Here is a 17,018-nt window from a genome sequence, read left to right on the forward strand (position 1 = left end):
GGACTTCTTACGGAAGTCGGAACCGCGCGGCGCTGCCCGGGGACGCCGTCCGCGAACCGTAAGGTCCGCGCCTCGCATCCGCCGCGCCGCAGTGGTCGACTGGGAGCATGGCCGGCTTCACCGAACGCGCCTCCGCCCGGATCGCGGAGCGACTCGAGCCGCTCATGGGCGCCGCGCACGGCGCGGCCGCCGACCCGCCGGTGAAGGGCGCACGCACGACGGTGGTCGTCGGTCGCCTCCTCGGCGCCGCCTTCCTGGTGTGCTTCGCCACGGGCGTGTACAGCCACCTGCTGCAGAGCCCCCTGCCGTGGCTGCCGATGCCGACACGGCCGGTCGAGCTCTACCGCGTGACGCAGGGACTGCACGTCATCACCGGAACCGCCGCAGTGCCGCTGCTGCTCGCGAAACTCTGGACGGTGTACCCGCGACTGTTCCTGTGGCCGCCCGTGACGTCCGTGCCGCACCTCCTCGAGCGGGCGTCGATCGCCGTGCTCGTCGGCGTCTCCCTCGTCGAGGTGACGATCGGCCTGATGAACCTCGTGCAGTGGTACGCGTTCCCCTTCCCGTTCCGCGCGACGCACTTCGCCCTCGCGTGGGTGCTCATCGGGGCGCTCGCGATCCACCTCGGCGTGAAGCTGCCCGTCATCGTGAAGGTCTGGCGACGACCCGAGGGCGATCGAGCGGACGCCACGGGGCGATTCGTGTCGCGTCGCGGATTCCTCGGCGCGGTCGGCGCCGCCGCGGCATCCGCCGTCGTGCTGACCGCCGGCCAGGCGGTGCCCGCGCTCGCACCGTTCAACGTGCTCGCACCGCGCCGGATGGGCGTCGGCCCGCAGGGCCTGCCCGTCAACCGCACGGCTGCGCAGGCGGGGGTCACCGAGACGGCGGTCGCGCCCGACTGGGTGCTCACGGTCGCGACGCCGTCGGGCTCGACCGACTTCACGCTCGACGACCTGCGGGCGCTGCCCCAGGCCGAGGAGGTGCTGCCGATCGCGTGCGTCGAGGGGTGGAGCCAGTCGGCGACCTGGCGGGGCGTGCGACTCGTCGACCTGCTCGCCGCGGCCGATGCCGGCGAACCGACCGCCCCCCTGCGGATCGAGAGCCTGCAGGAGCACGGCGCGTTCGCCCGGACGGAGATGCCGCCCCAGTACGCGCGCGACCCGCTCACGCTCGTCGCGCTCGAGGTGAACGGCGGCACGCTCGACATCGACCACGGCTACCCCGCTCGGGTGATCGCGCCGGGACGGCCCGGCGTCATGCAGACGAAGTGGCTGCGGCGGATCGAGGTGACCGCATGAGGGCGGCGCGCGGGATCCTCATCGCGGGCGGCCTCGGGCTCGCCGCGTTCGGCGCGTTCCTGGCGCTGACCGGGATCGCGCCCTCGCGCTGGCTCGGCATCGTGGTGTGGGTGGGCGCCGCGATCCTGCTCCACGACGGCGTGGTCGCGCCCGTCGTGGTCGCGGTCGGGCTCGGCGCCGCGCGCGTGCGGAGCCGGGTCGGCGATCGAGGCGTCGCGGTCGCGCAGGGCGCGCTCGTCGTCGGCGCGATCCTGACGGCGATCACGGTGCCCGCGCTCGTCGCCTCGACCCTGGGCAATCCCAACCCGACGATCCTCGTCGGCTCCTACGGCGTCGCGATCGCCGTCATCTGGGCCGTGCTGCTCGTGGTCGCCACGATCGCCCTGCGCGTCTCGCGCACGAGGCTCCTCCGCGCCGAGCGCGCGGCGCGCACGAAGTGACGCCCTGCGGCGTCCCAGTGCTCCGAGACCGCGAGGCCTGCATCGGAGGCCAGGTCGGCCACCGCCGCCCAGCCGAGACGCGCCCACGGGAACGGCTCGCTCTCGCGCCCGTCGCCGTCGACCAGCGTGCAGTGGCCGACGACCGCGAGGTCGGCGTCGGCATCGACCTCGACGAGCACCTGGCCGCCCCCGGCCACGAGCTCCGCGCAGCGACGGAGCAGCGCGGACGGGTCGCCGCCGATGCCGATGTTGCCGTCCATGAGCAGCACGCTCTGCCAACGCCCCTCGAGCGGAAGCCGGTCGAAGACCGACCGCTGCAGCGCGAGTCCGCCTGATCGACGCGCCCGTTCGACGGCGTGCGGCACCACGTCGATGCCGAGCGCCGGCAGCGATCGGGCGTCGGCGGCGTGCAGCATCCGGCCGGGACCGCATCCGACGTCGAGCAGCGGCCCCGTGGCGCGGTCGAGCACCGTGAGGTCGGCATCGCCCGCCGGACGCACCCAGCTGCCCGCGTCGAGCCGGTACGAGGTGCCGTCGGCTCCGCGGAGCGAGAGGGTCGCGACATCCTGACCGGCGAGCAGTCGCACGTACGGTTCGCCGCGGCCGGCGCCGAAGGCGACCGTGTCGGGCGGCGCGGGGCGAGGCGACGATGCCCCATCGCCGTCCGCCGGCGTTCCGCGGGCCGGGGCGCTCGGCCCGGTGGTCGGCGGCGGCGGCCGGAGCGGCGGGGCGCTCATCGCCGACCTCGCGTGAGCTCGCGGTGCAGTCTCGCGAAGCGCGTGCCGGGTGCCGTGAGGGCGACGGATGCCGCGGAGTCGGCCGTGTCGACGTCGGTGAGCTGGTCGAGGAGGCCCACGACGAGCCCCGCCGCCTCGAGTCGTTCGAGCTGGCGCCGTCCGGTGTCGTCTCGCGACATCGGCACGCCGCGGAGCACCGCGCCGTCGGGCTCCCGCATCGCGAGTGCCCAGAAGCCGCCGTCGGCGGCCGGGCCGAGCCACGCCCCGACCGCCCCGTCGGCGTCGCCGACGCCGAGCGCCGCCGCCACGAGTCCGGTCGACAGCTGCGGGGTGTCCATGCCCACGAGGAGCATCGGCTCGTCGACCACGTCGAACAGGTACGCGAGCCGCTCGTCGAGGTCGCCCGTCGGCTGGGCGAGCACGTCGAAGCCGGCCGCCGCCTCGGGCACCACGTCGCCGTCGAAGTAGAGCACACGTCGGTCGACGGGCAGGTCGGCGACGACGCCCAGGGTGTCGTCCAGTGCGGCCGCGGCGAGTGCGGCGGCCTCCTCCGGCGTGAACGGCGGCGTCAGTCGGGTCTTCACGCGACCCGGTCGGCACTCCTTCGCGATGACGGCGGCGGCGGTCATGCGTGCACCTCGCGGAAGATGCGCGACATGTCGCCGATCGCCGTGAGGGTGCCGCGCACGGTCCCCGTCACCTTGGACCGGCCTTCACGCGGGCGGTACGGCACGTCGAGCTCGCGGATGCGCCATCCGTCGGCGGCCGCCCGGAGCACCATCTCGAGCGGGAAGCCACTGCGCCGGTCGCGGATGCCGAGCGCCTGCAGGCGGGCGGTCGGGGCGACGCGCATGGGGCCGAGGTCGTGGAGGCGCGTGCCCGTGCGGCGCGTCATGCGTTCGGCGAGCACGCGGTTGGCCACCCGCGCGTGCACCGGCCACGCCGCCCCGCTCGTCGGCTTCCGACGGCCGAGCACGAGGTCGGCGTCGCCACGCTCGACGAGCCCGATGAGGCGGGGCAGGTCGGCGGGATCGAGCGACGCGTCGGCGTCGCAGAACGCGACGAGGGGCGCCGTGGCCGCCTCGAGACCGGCGTTGGCCGCCGCACCGAAGCCGCGACGGAGTTCGGTGACGACGGTCGCGCCGTGATCGCGCGCGACCTCGGCCGAGCGATCGGTCGAGCCGTTGTCGACGACGATCGCGCGCACGCCGTCCGGCAGTCGCCCGAGGACCCACGGCAGCGCCCGCTCCTCGTCGAGGCACGGCAGGACGAGGTCGACGCTCGGCGCCGCGCCGCTCATCGCGCGGCCCCCGTCCGTTCGACGCCGCCCCGGTCTGGCCCGGCTCCGTCGGCCACCGCCGCGGCTGCCGGAGCCGGGTCGGCGCCGGCCGACGCGAACTCCGCGAGCCCGTCGGCGAGGGCCACGCGCGGCGCCCAGTCGAGTTCGTCCCGCGCCCGCGCGGACGACGCGGTGATGTGCCGCACGTCGCCGAGCCGGTACTCCCCCGTCACGACCGGATCCGGCCCGCCCATCGCTCGTGCCAGCCCTGCCGCGAGGTCGCCCACGGTCGTGACGACCCCCGAGCCGACGTTGAACGCACGAGCAGTGCCCTCCGGCAGCCCGCCGAGCGCATCCGCGGCGGCGAGGTTCGCGGAGGCGACATCCGTCACGTGCACGAAGTCGCGGCGCTGCGCGCCGTCCTCGAAGACGCGGGGCGCCTCGCCGCGCGCGAGCGACGAGCGGAAGATGGCCGCGACACCGGCGTACGGGGTGTCTCGCGGCATCCGCGGTCCGTAGACGTTGTGGTAGCGCAGCATGGCCGCCCGACCGCCGCCGGCGCGTGCCCACGCCGACACGAGATGCTCCTGGGCGAGCTTGGTCAGCGCGTAGACGTTCCGCGGGTCGAGCGTGTCGTCCTCGTCGACGAGGTCGGGCGCGAGCGGATGCCCCGTCTCGGGGTCGCGGGGCTCGAACCGGCCGGCGTCCAGGTCGGCGACGGTGCGTGCGGCGGGCCTGCGCCGCCGCCCCTCGGCGTCGCGATAGGCCCCCTCGCCGTACACCACCATCGACGACGCGAGCACGAGCCGCCCCGTGCGGGCCCGCGCCATCGCGGCGACGAGTTCGGCCGTGCCGAGCACGTTCGACGCCGCGTAGTCGGGCGCGTCCTGCAGGTCGACGCCGAGGCCCACCTTCGCCGCCTCGTGGAACACCGCGTCGACGCCGTCGAGGGCGCGGTCGAGCACGGCCGGGTCGCGCGCGTCGCCGCGCACGAGGTCCACGCCGTCGGGCGGTTCGACGGATGCCGCGTGCACGTCGGCCCGCAGCGAGTCGAGCACCCGGACCGCCTCGCCCCGTTCGAGCGCGAGCCGCACGACCTCGCCCCCGATGAACCCGGCACCGCCCGTGACGAGGATCGTCATCGCACCACCGGCATCCCCAGCACGTGCGCGATGGCCCCGGGGTCGATGAGCTCACGCGGCGAGTAGTCCGCGGGGATCGCGGCGACGATCCGCTCGAGCGAGGCGAGCACGCGCGGCCGTGCCTCGGCGAGTCGGCGGAACACGAGCTCGGCGGTGACCGCGTCGGGGTCGTCCTCGACGTGGCCCGTGTCGGTGTCGGTCACGAGGCACAGCGTCACGGTGCCCATGCCGAGCTCGGCGGCGAGCGCGACCTCGGGGCAGAGCGTCATGTTCACGAGATCCGCACCGCCGTCGCGGAGCACGGATGCCTCGGCCCGCGTGGAGAACCTCGGGCCCTGGATCACCGCGACGGTCGCCCGCGGCGCGGCATCCGGCAGCGCCTCGACCGCGATGCGCCGGAGTTCGGGGCAGAACGGCTCGGCGAACGGCAGGTGCCGTACGAGGGACCCGTCGTAGAAGGTGTCCGCGCGTCCCCACGTGCGGTCGAGGAGCTGGTCGGGGATCGCCCACGACTGGGTCGGGAGCTCGGCGCGCAGCGACCCGACCGCCGCAGTGGAGACGACCGCGCGCACGCCGAGGTCGGCGAGCGCCCAGGCATTGGCCCGCGCGTTGATGCGGTGCGGCGGGATGGTGTGCCCGTCGCCGTGGCGGGCGAGGAACGCGACCGGGCGACCGGCGAGCTCACCCGACGTGACGATCGCCGGGCCGAACGGCGTCGAGCGCTCGCTCGTGTCGCCGTCGACCAGCGCGGCGAGTCCCGTGCCGCCGATCACCCCCACCGTTTCCATGGCTCAACCCTGCCCGTCCCCCGCTCCGCCGGATCGAGGAGGTTCCTTACGATCCGGTGACGCGGCGCCGGATGCGGCTCGGCGTCGTCACGTCAGCCCGCCCGCCGCATCCGCCGCACGCGCTCCTTCGCGGTCTTGCGCGCGCGCTCCTGGTCGTTCGGGGTCGTGATCGTGGTGAAGAGCGTACGGAAGCCACTCACGATCGCCATGTTCGACGGCCGCTTCACCTGCTTGCGCTGGCGCTCGATGGACTTCGCGGCGCCGCCCCGGCGGGACGCGTCGGCCGACGACGCCCGCCCGCCCGCGGTCCCGTACCTGACGGCGACGCGTTCCAGGCGCGCCGACGAGCGCTTCGCGGCGCGGCGCGCGGCGTAGGGCGCGCGGTCGGCATCGCGCTTGACGATGACGATGCGCCGCTTCTCGGCGGTGGCCGCGGACTTCACCCGCGACTTCGCCGGCTCGGGCAACGACGAGGCGAGCTTGCGCGCCTGCTTCTCGGCGCGCTCCGCCTCCTTCACGGCCCGCTTGGCGTCTCGGCGGGCGTCGCGGTCGGCAGCGGTCTTCGGCATGCGTCCCCCTCGCGTGTCGTCAGGGCGGCCCTGGCGGGTCGCCCGCAGGGGCAGCGTACGCCGCGAGGCATCGGGCTCCCAACCCCTTGACTGGTCGATCGGGCGACGCAACCTAGGATCGAGGCATGGCACGGCGGGGGGCGTACGCGAAGGGCGTCGCGAAGCGCGAGGAGATCCTCACGGCCGCGCTCGACGTCATCGCGCGCGAAGGCTACGGGCGCGCGTCCGTCCGTGAGCTCGCCGAGGCCGTCGGGCTGAGCCAGGCCGGGCTCCTGCACTACTTCGGCACGAAGGAGGAGCTCTTCGCCGCCGTGCTCCGCAAGCGCGACGAGACCGACCTGCAACGGGTCGAGGAACGCCTGGGCGAGGTGTCCACGTTCGAGGCGTTCCGCCAGACGATCGACCGCAACGCCGACGTGCCCGGCCTGATCCAGCTGTACGTGCGCCTGTCCGCCGAGGCGACCGACCCCGCCCACCCGGCGCATGCGTTCTTCGCCGATCGGACGCGGACGTTCCGCGAGATCGTCGCCGTCGACATCCGCCGGATGCAGGCCGAGGGAACGGTCCGCGCCGACCTCGACGCCGAGCAGGCCGCGATGCTCATGCTCGCGTCGGCCGACGGCCTGCAGGTCCAGTGGCTCATGGACCCGACGCTCGACATGGCGGCGCACGTGTCGGCGCTGCTGCGACTGCTCGAGTCCCCCGGTGCACCGACGTCGCCGGCGCCGCCCGCCGAGGCCTGACCGAAGGAGCTCCCGTGCCCGACCCCGAACCGACCGTCGACGTCCGGACGAGGGCGGGGTCGGTGCGCGGATGGTGGCGCGGCGCTGCCGGTACGCCGGGAGCCTCGGCGGCGTTCCTCGGCATCCCCTTCGCCGAGCCGCCCGTCGGCGACCTCCGCTTCGCCCCGCCGGTGCCCGCGCGCCCCTGGGAGGGCGTCCGCGACGCGATCGAGCACGGGCCCACGCCGCAGCGCGGCGACCCGGGGGCGACGCTGATCCCGGAACCGTCGGTGCCCGGCGACGCGACGCTGAACGTCGACGTCTTCACACCCGCGCCGAGGACCGGGAGCCCGACCGATCCGGGCGGCGACGGCGCACTGCCCGTCCTCGTGTGGTTCCACGGCGGCGGCTACGTCGCCGGCTCGCCCGCGAGCCCCTGGTACGACGGTCGCGCGTTCAACCGCGACGGTGTGGTGACCGTGAACGTCTCGTACCGGCTCGGCTTCGACGGGTTCGGCTGGATCGCGGGAGCCGCCCCGAACCGGGGCGTGCTCGACTGGCTGCTCGCGCTCGAGTGGGTCCGCGACAACGTCTCCGCGTTCGGCGGCGATCCCGGGCGCGTGACGATCGCCGGGCAGTCCGCCGGCGGCGGAGCCGTGCTGACGCTGCTCGGGATGCCGCGGGCGCAGGGCCTCTTCCACCGCGTGTGGGCCGTCTCCCCCGCGGTCGCCGACGTGTCGCGCGAGCGGGCGCAGGCGTTCGCGCAGCGGATCGGCGAGCTCGGCGGCGTCCGCGCCGACCTCGACGGGCTCCGCTCGCTGTCCGAGGAGCGCGTGCGGCAGCTGCAGCGGGAGGCGCTCCAGCCTCGCGGTGCCCGCGGCGGCGCCGCGGATCTGGTCGCCGACGGCCTTCCGCTCGGGCCGGTCGTCGACGGGCGGGTGATCCCCGCCAAGACCGCGTCGTCGATCGCCGCCGGCGCCGGGGCCGCGGTGCCGCTCGTGATCGGCACGACCGACGACGAGTTCTCCTCGTCGTTCCGCAGCGCCGAGGGACGGCTTCGCTGGGCGTCCAGGAAGGCGGCGCTGAAGCGCCTCGGCCTCCGCGAGCCGCGACGCTCCGAGTGGCTCGCGGCGAACCGAGGCGAACGCCTGCACGGCACGGGGGCCGTGCTCGGGCGGTACGTCAGCGATCAGGTCTTCCGTGCGCCCCTCGTCCGCATGGTCGCGGCCCGCGAGCTCGGCGCGGCGGTGGCGGCGGCGGATGGCGCGGCCCCCGCCGCGACCTGGGCGTACCGGTTCTCGTGGCGCTCTCCCGTCTCCGGCGCCGCGGTGCACTGCCTCGACGTGCCGTTCGTGTTCGACGTGCTCGGCGAGGGTCACGTGCCCGCGATCGCGGGACCCCGCCCACCGCAGGGGCTGGCGGACCACCTGCACGCCGACGTCGTCGCGTTCGTCCGCGGCGCTGATCCGTCGTGGCCGACCGCGGCCGGCGAGGCCTTCCCGGCCCGGGTGTACGACACGACCATCGCCACCGTTCCGGACGCATACGCTTCGGCCCGGCCGCTCGCCGGCGTGTGACCGGACCCGCCACCCCCCGAACGGGGCACTTCTCGGGTGCCGTCCCGAGCCGTCATGCTGGCGCCATGACGCAGCCCGGCGCCACCGAAGCCCCTGACCATTCGGAGAGCACCGCGGCGAACGCGGCCGGCCGCGCCCAGAACGCCGGGCGGCTGATCGACCACCTGTTCGCGCACGGCAACGCCACGCGCGCTGAGCTCGCCGGTGCGACCGGGCTCGGACGCACCGCCGTGTCGGGGCTCGTGAGCCGGATGCTCGAAGCCGGCGTGCTCGTCGAACCCGGCGGCGGCGACCACGCGCGCCACGGCAGGCTGCGCCTCACGATCGCCGACCGGCTGCTCCTCACCGCCGGGGTCGCCGGCGACGACGCCGTCGCAACGCTCGCCGACCTCGACGGCACCGAGCTCGCGCGCTACGAGGAGCCCGTGGCGGTCGCCGACGTCGACCCGCGACCCGCGAACGCCGCACCCCTCGACGCGCTCGCCGTCGTCGTCGACCGTGCCATCGCCCAGGCCGAGCGCGAGGGCCGCCGGATCGCCGAGGCCACGCTCCTCGTGCAGGGCGCGGTCGTCGGCACGCCCGAGCTCGCCATCGGCGACGCCACGCTCGGGCTCGACCCGCTCGACGTCGTGTCGGCCCTACGTGCCCGGTCGGATCGCCTGGCCGGCATCGAGCACGACCTCGCCGTCCCGCCGACGCTCCGCGCGGCGGCATCCGCCCGCGCCGCTCGCGAGGCGAGGGCCCGGTCCGCCGACGGAGCCGGGCACCGCGACGAGGTCGTGCTGCACGTCGCCGGCGACGCGCAGGTCTCGGCGGCGATCGTGATCCGCGGCGAGCCGTACTCGGGCGCGCACGGGCTGGCCGCCACGTTCGGGCACCTCCCGATCGTGCCGAACGGCATCAGGTGCGCGTGCGGCCAGCGCGGATGCCTCGCCACCGTCGCTGCACCGGACGTCGTGCTCGCCAAGGCCGAGCTCCAGGACTTCGAGCTGACGTACGGCCGCCGGGCCGCGATCGCCGAACTGACCGTGCGGATCGCCGATTCCGAGGACCGCGCACGCTGGGCGTGGCTGGACGCCGCACTCTGGATCGGCCGCGCCCTGCAGGTCGTCGTCCCGACGATCGATCCCGACGTGGTCATCGTCGGCGGATGGTGGGCACCCCTCGTCGCCGACATCGACGCATCCTTCCGCGACAACCGACCGACCATCGGCGGCGGGGCGCTGGGCTCCATCCCCCGTCTGACGGCCGGACGGTCGGGCGACGAGCTCGGGCTCGAGGGGGCGCGACGTCAGGCGCGCGACGGCCTGCGATCCTGGTTGGTCTCGGCGCTCGCCTGACGCGTCGGGCGGAAACGGCGTGCGATGCCCCAGGCCGTGACGCGTCCCATCGCCTCGAACACGATCGCCGCGCTCATCTTCGACCGTCCGAGCTCGCGCTCGACGAACGTGACCGGCACCTCCACGACGCGAAGCCCCGCCATGACCGTGTGCCACGTCATGTCGACCTGGAAGCCGTACCCGCGCGTGTGCACGTCCTCGAGGTGCAGGGCGCGCAGCGCCTCGGCCCGATACACGCGGAACCCCGCGGTCACGTCGCGCACGGGCAGCCCGAGCATCCAGCGCGAGTAGGTGCTCCCCGTCTTCGACAGCCACACGCGTCGGCGCGGCCAGTTCACCACCGAACCGCCGGGCACCCATCTCGAGCCGATCACGGCATCGGGCGTCCGGCCCGCGGCATCCGTCGTCTCGAGCGCATCGAGGAGTGCCGGCAGCTGCTCCGGCAGGTGCGATCCGTCGGCGTCGAGCTGCACGATCGGATCGAAGCCGCGCTCGAGCGCCCAGTCGAACGCGGCGAGGTACGCCGCGCCGAGGCCCTCCTTGCCCCGTCGGTGCAGCACGTGCACCGCGGCATCCGCGGCGGCCATCTCGTCGGCGAGGTCGCCGGTGCCGTCGGGCGACCCGTCGTCGACGACGAGCACCGTCGCGCCCGGCACGGCCTCGCGCACGCGGGAGACGACCCCGGGGAGGCTCTCGCGCTCGTCGTACGTGGGGATCACGACGAGGGGTCGGCTCAACGGCTGCTCCTCACCACGCGACGACATGTCAGGGCATCGTACCGGCCGGTGCTGGCGGGCGGCGAACCGGCTCAGCGCACCCCCTGCATCAGCCGCAGCACCGGCCGCGTCGCGAGCGCCAGCGCCCCGCCGAGCACGATCGCGATGGCGCCGAGCACCCCGAAGTACATGGTCTCGGGCACGGCCGTGTAGAACTCCGCCAGCTGACCCGCGATCGCGGTGCCGAGCGCGACCGAGAGGAAGAACAGGGCGACCATCTGCGTGTGGAACTTCTCGGGCGCGAGCTTCGTCGCCACCGACAGCCCCACCGGCGAGAGCAGCAGCTCGGCGACGGTGAAGACGAAGAGGATGCCGACGATCGCCAGGAGCGGGGTCGAGTTCGCCCCGCCGCCGGCGAACGGGAGGAACAGCAGGAACGCCACGCCCATGATCGTCGTGCCGAGCGCGAACTTCACGGGGGTCGACGGCTGGCGGTCGCCGAGCTTCGTCCACAGCGCCGCGAAGACGCCAGACAGCAGGATGATGAACACCGGGTTGATGGACTGCACCCACGAGATCGGCATCTCCCAGCCGAACAGGTCGCGGTTCAGCTTCTCGTCGGAGTAGATCGTCAGCACCGTGAACTGCTGCTGGTACAGCGACCAGAAGGCGACGCTCGCGATGAAGAGCGGAATGAACCCCAGCACCCGACTGCGCTCGACGGCGCTCACCGCGTGACTGGTCAGGATGACGATGAAGTAGGCCACCGCTGCGACGATCGTGCCGCCGATGACCCACGTCACGAGGTTCTCCGCGGTCACGAGCCGCGTCAGCACGAGCGCCGCCACGAGGATCACGGCCGCGATCGCGATGCCGACGACGAGGCCGCGCCGCTCCCGCGGCAGCGGGTTGGGCACGACGGATGCCTCGGGCGGAAGTCCCTTGCGACCGAACGAGTACTGGATGAGTCCGATGGCCATGCCGACCGCCGCCGCACCGAAGCCCCAGTGGAACCCGACGGTCGACTGCAGGAGCCCCGTGATCAGCGGCCCGAGGAAGGCGCCGAGGTTGATGCCGAGGTAGAACAGGGCGAAGCCGGCGTCCCGCCGCGGATCCTCGCGGGTGTACAGCGTGCCGACGACGCTCGTGGCGTTGGCCTTGAGCCCGCCCGAGCCGAAGGCGACGAGCACCAGCCCGACGCCGACGCCGAGGAAGCCCGGCAGCAGCGCCAGCGCGATGTGCCCGCACATGATGACGATCGCCGAGGTGAACAGCACGCGCTCGCTGCCGAGCATGCGGTCGGCGATCCACGCTCCGAGGATCGTCGACAGGTAGACCGCGCCGCCGTACGCTCCGACGATCCCGGCCGCGGCGCTCTGCTCCATGCCGAGGCCGCCCTCGGACACCGAGAAGTACAGGTACAGCAGCAGGATCGACTGCATGCCGTAGAAGCTGAAGCGCTCCCACATCTCCACGCCGAAGATGTGCGCGAGCGCACGCGGCTGGCCGAAGAAGCCCCGGTCCGCCCGGTCGTCGCGGCCACCCGACTCGGTCGGCGGCGCCGTCACCCCGGCGCTCGCCCCCGCCCCGGCCGCCGACTCGTCGCTCTCCCCCATCGGACGATCGTCGTCTCGCATGGCCCAGCACACTACACCCGTTCGCCGCGAGCGGTCAGGGGTCGCGGCATCCGTCACGGGGCCTTGTCCCGCCCAGCGGCGGGTGCTGGACTTTCCGAGGCAGACGACCGCACGCACCACCTCAGGGGGACACCGAACATGCCGTACATCACCGTCGGAACCGAGAACTCCGCACCCGTCGAGATCTACTTCGAGGACCACGGCGAGGGCCGGCCGGTCGTGCTCATCCACGGCTATCCGCTCGACGGCGCATCGTGGGAGAAGCAGTCGCGAGCCCTGCTCGGCGCCGGATACCGCGTCGTCACGTACGACCGGCGCGGCTTCGGCCGGTCGTCGAAGCCCACGACGGGGTACGACTACGACACGTTCGCCGCCGACCTGAAGGCCCTGCTCGATGCGCTCGACCTGACGGAGGTCACGCTCGTCGGCTTCTCGATGGGCACCGGCGAGGTCGGCCGCTACCTCGGCGCCTACGGCAGCGATCGCATCGCGAAGGCCGCGTTCCTCGGATCCCTCGAACCGTACATGCGGCAGACCGACGACAACCCGGACGGTGCCGCGCCGGACTTCGACGGCCTGAAGGCGCAGGCCGAGTCCGACCGGTTCGCCTGGTTCGACGGGTTCTTCGCCAACTTCTACAACCTCGACGAGAACCTCGGCTCGCGCATCTCCGAGGCCGCCGTGCGCGGCAGCTGGGCGACGGCCACGAGCGCGGGCTGGTACGCCGCGTCGGCGTGCGTCGACACGTGGCTGACCGACTTCCGCGCCGACATCGGGCGCATCGACGTGCCGGCGCTCATCATGCACGGCACCGCCGACCGGATCCTCCCGATCGACGCGACGGCCCGGCGCTTCCACCCGATGCTGCCCGCGGCGGAGTACATCGAGATCGAGGGTGCGCCCCACGGCATGCTGTGGACGCACGCGGAGGAGGTCAACGCGGTGCTGCTGACGTTCGTCGCGTCGTAGGCGGCCGCGGCGCCGCGCCGACTCAGCCGGCGAGCGCCTCGAGCAGTTGCGGCTTCGTCATGCGCGAGTAGCCCGTGACGCCGCGCTCCTTCGCCAGTGCGCGGAGCTCGGGCACCGTGCGCGACGCGAGGTCGGCCGTCGCGGGCTTCGCACCCGGCTTCACCGCGGGCTTCGCGCCGGGCCTGGCCGCGGGCTTCTTCGCGGTGGCCGGCTTCGCGGCGGGCTTCGGGGCGGTGGGGGTCGCGGTGGCCTGCGGTCCGGCGGATGCCGCAGCGGCGGGCGCGGGCACGGCTTCGACGACGCTCGGCGCGGGCGCGGGCGCGGACCCGGATCCGCTCGCCACGGGCTCGCCCGTCGCGGCGGGCGCGGCGGGGTCGTCCGCGGTCGCCGCGCCCGCGGCATCCGCCGTGTTCCTCCGGCGGAGCTTGCGGAGCTGCTCGCGCGTGGCCTGCCCGGCTCGGGCGGCGAGCTGCTTGGCGGCGCCGAGCGCCTTCACGGCAGCGTTCTGGTCGGTGTTCGCAGGTGCCATCGTCGATCCCTCGGGGGTGGGTCGGTGGGTGGGGTCCTGCGGAATCGTAGCGGGATCAGCGCCGGAGTTCGAGCGTGCAGCACTTCACGCCGCCACCGCCGAGCAGGAGTTCGGACAGGTCGACGCCGATCGGGTGGTAACCCGCATCGCGGAGCTGCCGCTCGAAGCCCGCCGCACGCGCGGCGATCACGACGTTGCGGCCGTCGCTGTACGAGTTGAGGCCGAGCACCGCGGCGTCCTCCTCGGAGACGAGGATCGCGTCGGGGTAGCGCTCGCGCAGGACCTCGAGCGAGGGCCCGTCGAACGCGCTCGGCAGGTAGGCGATGTGCTCTTGGCCCGGCCGGGAGTCGAGCACGGCGATCGCGGTGTCGAGGTGGTAGAAGCTCGGATTCACGAGCCTCAGCGTGACGACCTCGCGGCCCGTGATGCGGGCGAGCTCCTCGTGGCTCGACCCGTCGCTGCGGAACCCGGTGCCGGCGAGGACCACGTCGCCCACGAGCAGGAAGTCACCCTCGCCCTCATTCGTCTCGGCCGGCTCGCGCACGTCGAAGCCCGCCCGCCGGAACCAGTCCATGTACGCCGGCCCCTCGGCCGCGCGCTGCGCGTGCGTGAACTTCGCGCCGTACGCGATGCCGTCGATCACCGTGCCGCCGTTGGCCGCGTAGACCATGTCGGGCAGGCCCTCGACGGGATCGATGAGGTGCACGTCGAAGCCCAGGCCCACGTACGTGTCGTGCAGCGTCTGCCACTGCGCCACGGCGAGCGCGGTGTCGGTGGGCTTGGCAGGATCCATCCACGGATTGATCTGGTAGACGACGGTGAAGTGCTCGGGGCGGCACATCAGCACGGTCTTCTTCGACGCCGAGCGCTCCGGCACTGCTGGGGTCGGGGTCGTCTGGGTCTCGATCACGGTCGACATCTCACTCCTCGAGGTGGGTTCGTCGGCCGGGCACGGCGGCGTGCCGCCGGCTGGGCCGGTGGGGTGTCGGCGGACCAGGTCGCTCATCTCGAGCCCCGGCGGCGGTGTTCGGATTTCACCGCCGTCGGGACGCCACCTCCAGTGTGGCGCTCGGGCCCTGCGAGTTCTCGGCTTCTCGCACACGATTCGTGCGCGTTCTGGCGCCTCACGCAACGATCGAGGGGTGATGGATGCTACTTGCGCTCGCATCGCGCGCCGTGGCGCGGCGCACGGGCGCACGATTCCACCGCGGCCCTCCGCGCCCGCCCGGCCCCGGCCCGGCCCGCCTCGGCCGCCCCGCCGTCGCCCGCCCCGCCTCGGCCCGCCCCGCCCTCGCCCGCCCCGCCCCTACCCCGGCCTCGCCGAGCCCGCGAGAGTATGGCGAATGTCGGTTCATGAGCCGGTTCGGCGTCGTTCGGCATACCCTCGCCGCCGTTCGGACGGGCGGGGGTATCGACGGAGACGGAGGAGGCGCGGAGGAGGAGGCGTGGTTGCCGACGATGACGCAGGTACGGCATCCTGAGCCGGAGTCCGGCCGCCCCTACCCCGGCCGACCGAGGAGGCCCGCGTGCCCGACGCCCGACGCATCGCCGAATTGCAGCGCCAGGCCTACGGCGCAGGCACCGACGACGACAGACGCGCGGCCGCGGCGGCCGAACTCGCGATGATCCGTGCGAGCGGCGATCCGGACCCGCGAGTGGGCGACACGACGTCGGCGTCGCCCACCGCCTCGAGCGACGAGGCCTCGGCAGCCACGCACGGCGACGTGTTCGACGATCTGTTCCACGCCGACACCGACGGTCCGCGCCGCGCGGGGACCACCCCGAACGCGACGATCGTGCGCGTCGCCGCGGTGGCCGCCGCCGTCGCGCTCGCGATCGGCTTCGCGGCGGGCTGGGCCACCGCCCTCGGCATCGCCGGTGCCGCGACCGAGCCGGACGTGCCGGACTCGTCGCTCGTGTTCCCCCTGTCCGAGGTCCCGCCCGACGTCGCCCTCGAGGACGCCCGCGCCGGAGCGGTGTTCGAGCGGGAGCAGGCGGAAGCCGACATCCCGTCGCTCGTCATGCCCGCGGAGAGCATGGGCGTGGACGGCGACTCGACCCGGCTCCTGACGTCCCTCCCCGAGGGCACGGAGGTGTACGCCGGTCGCGCCGTCGACGGTCCCGGGATCTGCCTGCTCGCCGCGCGCGGCGAGCAGGCGGCCGCATCCGGCTGCACCCCGGACGATGCCTTCCCCGGCGGCGAGATCCAGCTGGGCTTCGATCTCGAGGGCGACTTCATCACGGTGACGTGGGGGGCGACCGGCACGGTGTCCGTCGGCACCTGAAGCCGTCGACGGTCAGGCCGCGCGCACCCCTGCCTGCTCGTTGCGACGGTCGCGCCATGCGAGCCAGTGCTTCACGGCCGTGTCGTCGTAGCGCGGGCCCGAGATGCCGAGGGTGAACAGGCGCACCCCCGCGTCATAGAGCGCGTCGGCGTGGTCGTCGTCGAGGCCGCGGCGCGAGAGCTCGTTCGAGACGGTGATGTCCGAGACATCCCGCCCCACCTTCTCGCCCCACGCCGTGAGGACGTCGAGCTTGTGGCCGAGCTCATCGGGTCGCACGAACGAGTGCCAGATGTCGGCGTGCTCCGCGACGAGGCGCAGCGTCTTCTGCTCGCCCTTGCCGCCGATCATGATCGGGATGTCGCGCGTCGGCGCCGGGTTCAGCTTCGACCAGCGCGCCTTCACGCGGGGCAGCGCCTCGGCGAGGTCGTCGAGGCGCGAGCCGACCGTGCCGAACTCGTAGCCGTACTCGTCGTAGTCGCGCTCGAACCATCCCGAGCCGGTGCCGAAGATGAAGCGGCCGGTGTCGCCGCCCTTCGCGCTGATGTGGTCGATCGTCCGGGCCATGTCGGCCTGCAGGTCGGCGTTGCGGTACGAGTTGCAGTTGACGAGCGTGCCGAACTCGACGCGCTCGGTCTGCTCCGCCCAGGCGCCGAGCATGGTCCACGCCTCGAAGTGCAGCCCGTCGGGGTCGCCCGAGAGCGGGAAGAAGTGGTCCCAGTTGAAGACCACGTCGACGCCGAGGTCCTCCATGCGGAGCACGGCGTCGCGGATCTGCGTGTAGGTCGCGTGCTGCGGCTGCAGCTGCACGCCGAGGCGCGCGGGAGCGGTGTTCGGGGTCATGGACTCACGCTACGCCCCTCGGCGAAGGGTTCCCGCGGCCTGCGCCACGAGCGAACGGATGCCGCGTCCGCGCGTCGCATCGCGCTGGGCGATCACGAATCCGCAACGCCACGCACGAATCCGGCGTAGGTCCGTATCGCGACGCAACGG

The 17,018-nt window shown here is 73.9% G+C and carries 18 protein-coding genes; 7 read left to right on the forward strand and 11 right to left on the reverse strand.

Annotated elements, in window-relative coordinates; genetic code table 11:
- Positions 1–107: 107 nt before the first annotated feature.
- Both ACSJD1_RS15305 and ACSJD1_RS15310 read left to right on the forward strand, forming a co-directional pair.
- Positions 108–1,298, forward strand: coding sequence for a molybdopterin-dependent oxidoreductase (locus ACSJD1_RS15305; protein WP_438856140.1), 1,191 nt, complete (start codon positions 108–110; stop codon positions 1,296–1,298).
- Positions 1,295–1,738 (forward strand): hypothetical protein, encoded by a 444-nt coding sequence (locus ACSJD1_RS15310; protein ID WP_438856141.1) that lies wholly within the window; start codon positions 1,295–1,297, stop codon positions 1,736–1,738. The genes ACSJD1_RS15305 and ACSJD1_RS15310 overlap by 4 nt, the downstream gene beginning before the upstream one ends.
- Here the strand turns inward: ACSJD1_RS15310 and ACSJD1_RS15315 are convergent.
- The 6 genes from ACSJD1_RS15315 to ACSJD1_RS15340 all read right to left on the reverse strand — a co-directional run bounded on the left by ACSJD1_RS15315 (position 1,624) and on the right by ACSJD1_RS15340 (position 6,253).
- Positions 1,624–2,475, reverse strand: a complete 852-nt coding sequence (locus tag ACSJD1_RS15315; protein ID WP_438856142.1) for a class I SAM-dependent methyltransferase — start codon at positions 2,473–2,475, stop codon at positions 1,624–1,626. The genes ACSJD1_RS15310 and ACSJD1_RS15315 overlap by 115 nt on opposite strands.
- On the reverse strand, positions 2,472–3,104 hold the full coding sequence (locus ACSJD1_RS15320; RefSeq protein ID WP_438856143.1) for a TIGR04282 family arsenosugar biosynthesis glycosyltransferase: 633 nt from the start codon (positions 3,102–3,104) through the stop codon (positions 2,472–2,474). Before ACSJD1_RS15320 ends, ACSJD1_RS15315 begins: the two co-directional genes overlap by 4 nt.
- Positions 3,101–3,775, reverse strand: coding sequence for a glycosyltransferase family 2 protein (locus ACSJD1_RS15325; protein ID WP_438856144.1), 675 nt, complete (start codon positions 3,773–3,775; stop codon positions 3,101–3,103). Before ACSJD1_RS15325 ends, ACSJD1_RS15320 begins: the two co-directional genes overlap by 4 nt.
- On the reverse strand, positions 3,772–4,896 hold the full coding sequence (locus ACSJD1_RS15330; RefSeq protein WP_438856145.1) for an NAD-dependent epimerase/dehydratase family protein: 1,125 nt from the start codon (positions 4,894–4,896) through the stop codon (positions 3,772–3,774). The genes ACSJD1_RS15325 and ACSJD1_RS15330 overlap by 4 nt, the downstream gene beginning before the upstream one ends.
- A complete protein-coding gene (locus tag ACSJD1_RS15335) occupies positions 4,893–5,684 on the reverse strand; it encodes an MTAP family purine nucleoside phosphorylase (protein ID WP_438856146.1) in 792 nt (263 codons plus the stop codon). The genes ACSJD1_RS15330 and ACSJD1_RS15335 overlap by 4 nt, the downstream gene beginning before the upstream one ends.
- A gap of 92 nt (positions 5,685–5,776) precedes the next feature.
- Positions 5,777–6,253, reverse strand: a complete 477-nt coding sequence (locus tag ACSJD1_RS15340; RefSeq protein ID WP_438856147.1) for a hypothetical protein — start codon at positions 6,251–6,253, stop codon at positions 5,777–5,779.
- A gap of 125 nt (positions 6,254–6,378) precedes the next feature.
- Between ACSJD1_RS15340 and ACSJD1_RS15345 the strand changes: the two genes are divergently transcribed.
- The 3 genes from ACSJD1_RS15345 (at position 6,379) to ACSJD1_RS15355 (ending at position 9,892) form a co-directional block, all read left to right on the forward strand.
- On the forward strand, positions 6,379–6,996 hold the full coding sequence (locus ACSJD1_RS15345) for a TetR/AcrR family transcriptional regulator (RefSeq protein WP_438856148.1): 618 nt from the start codon (positions 6,379–6,381) through the stop codon (positions 6,994–6,996).
- A 14-nt stretch (positions 6,997–7,010) separates the two neighbouring features.
- Positions 7,011–8,552 carry a carboxylesterase/lipase family protein gene (locus tag ACSJD1_RS15350; protein WP_438856149.1) on the forward strand — a complete coding sequence of 514 codons (1,542 nt, stop codon included), beginning with the start codon at positions 7,011–7,013 and terminating at the stop codon, positions 8,550–8,552.
- 65 nt (positions 8,553–8,617) lie between these two features.
- The gene (locus ACSJD1_RS15355; protein WP_438856150.1) at positions 8,618–9,892 is read left to right on the forward strand and encodes an ROK family protein; all 1,275 of its coding nucleotides are present in this window, start codon (positions 8,618–8,620) and stop codon (positions 9,890–9,892) included.
- Here ACSJD1_RS15355 and ACSJD1_RS15360 read toward each other — a convergent pair.
- Both ACSJD1_RS15360 and ACSJD1_RS15365 read right to left on the reverse strand, forming a co-directional pair.
- Positions 9,844–10,656, reverse strand: coding sequence for a polyprenol monophosphomannose synthase (locus tag ACSJD1_RS15360; protein ID WP_438856151.1), 813 nt, complete (start codon positions 10,654–10,656; stop codon positions 9,844–9,846). The genes ACSJD1_RS15355 and ACSJD1_RS15360 overlap by 49 nt on opposite strands.
- A gap of 44 nt (positions 10,657–10,700) precedes the next feature.
- Positions 10,701–12,224, reverse strand: coding sequence for a peptide MFS transporter (locus tag ACSJD1_RS15365; RefSeq protein WP_438856152.1), 1,524 nt, complete (start codon positions 12,222–12,224; stop codon positions 10,701–10,703).
- A 159-nt stretch (positions 12,225–12,383) separates the two neighbouring features.
- Between ACSJD1_RS15365 and ACSJD1_RS15370 the strand changes: the two genes are divergently transcribed.
- Positions 12,384–13,214 (forward strand): alpha/beta fold hydrolase, encoded by an 831-nt coding sequence (locus ACSJD1_RS15370; RefSeq protein WP_438856153.1) that lies wholly within the window; start codon positions 12,384–12,386, stop codon positions 13,212–13,214.
- A 22-nt stretch (positions 13,215–13,236) separates the two neighbouring features.
- On the opposite strand, the gene ACSJD1_RS15375 is transcribed toward ACSJD1_RS15370, so the two are convergent.
- Positions 13,237–13,743, reverse strand: a complete 507-nt coding sequence (locus ACSJD1_RS15375; RefSeq protein ID WP_438856154.1) for a Rho termination factor N-terminal domain-containing protein — start codon at positions 13,741–13,743, stop codon at positions 13,237–13,239.
- 55 nt (positions 13,744–13,798) lie between these two features.
- A complete protein-coding gene (ddaH, locus tag ACSJD1_RS15380) occupies positions 13,799–14,662 on the reverse strand; it encodes a dimethylargininase (protein ID WP_438856155.1) in 864 nt (287 codons plus the stop codon).
- Between the two features lie 607 nt (positions 14,663–15,269).
- Between ddaH and ACSJD1_RS15385 the strand changes: the two genes are divergently transcribed.
- Positions 15,270–16,028, forward strand: coding sequence for a hypothetical protein (locus tag ACSJD1_RS15385; RefSeq protein ID WP_438856156.1), 759 nt, complete (start codon positions 15,270–15,272; stop codon positions 16,026–16,028).
- A gap of 12 nt (positions 16,029–16,040) precedes the next feature.
- On the opposite strand, the gene ACSJD1_RS15390 is transcribed toward ACSJD1_RS15385, so the two are convergent.
- Positions 16,041–16,868, reverse strand: a complete 828-nt coding sequence (locus tag ACSJD1_RS15390) for an LLM class F420-dependent oxidoreductase (RefSeq protein ID WP_438856157.1) — start codon at positions 16,866–16,868, stop codon at positions 16,041–16,043.
- Between the last annotated feature and the right edge of the window lie 150 nt (positions 16,869–17,018).

Origin of the sequence: Agromyces excoecariae, from assembly GCF_051715505.1 — a bacterium.
Lineage (GTDB): Bacteria > Actinomycetota > Actinomycetes > Actinomycetales > Microbacteriaceae > Agromyces.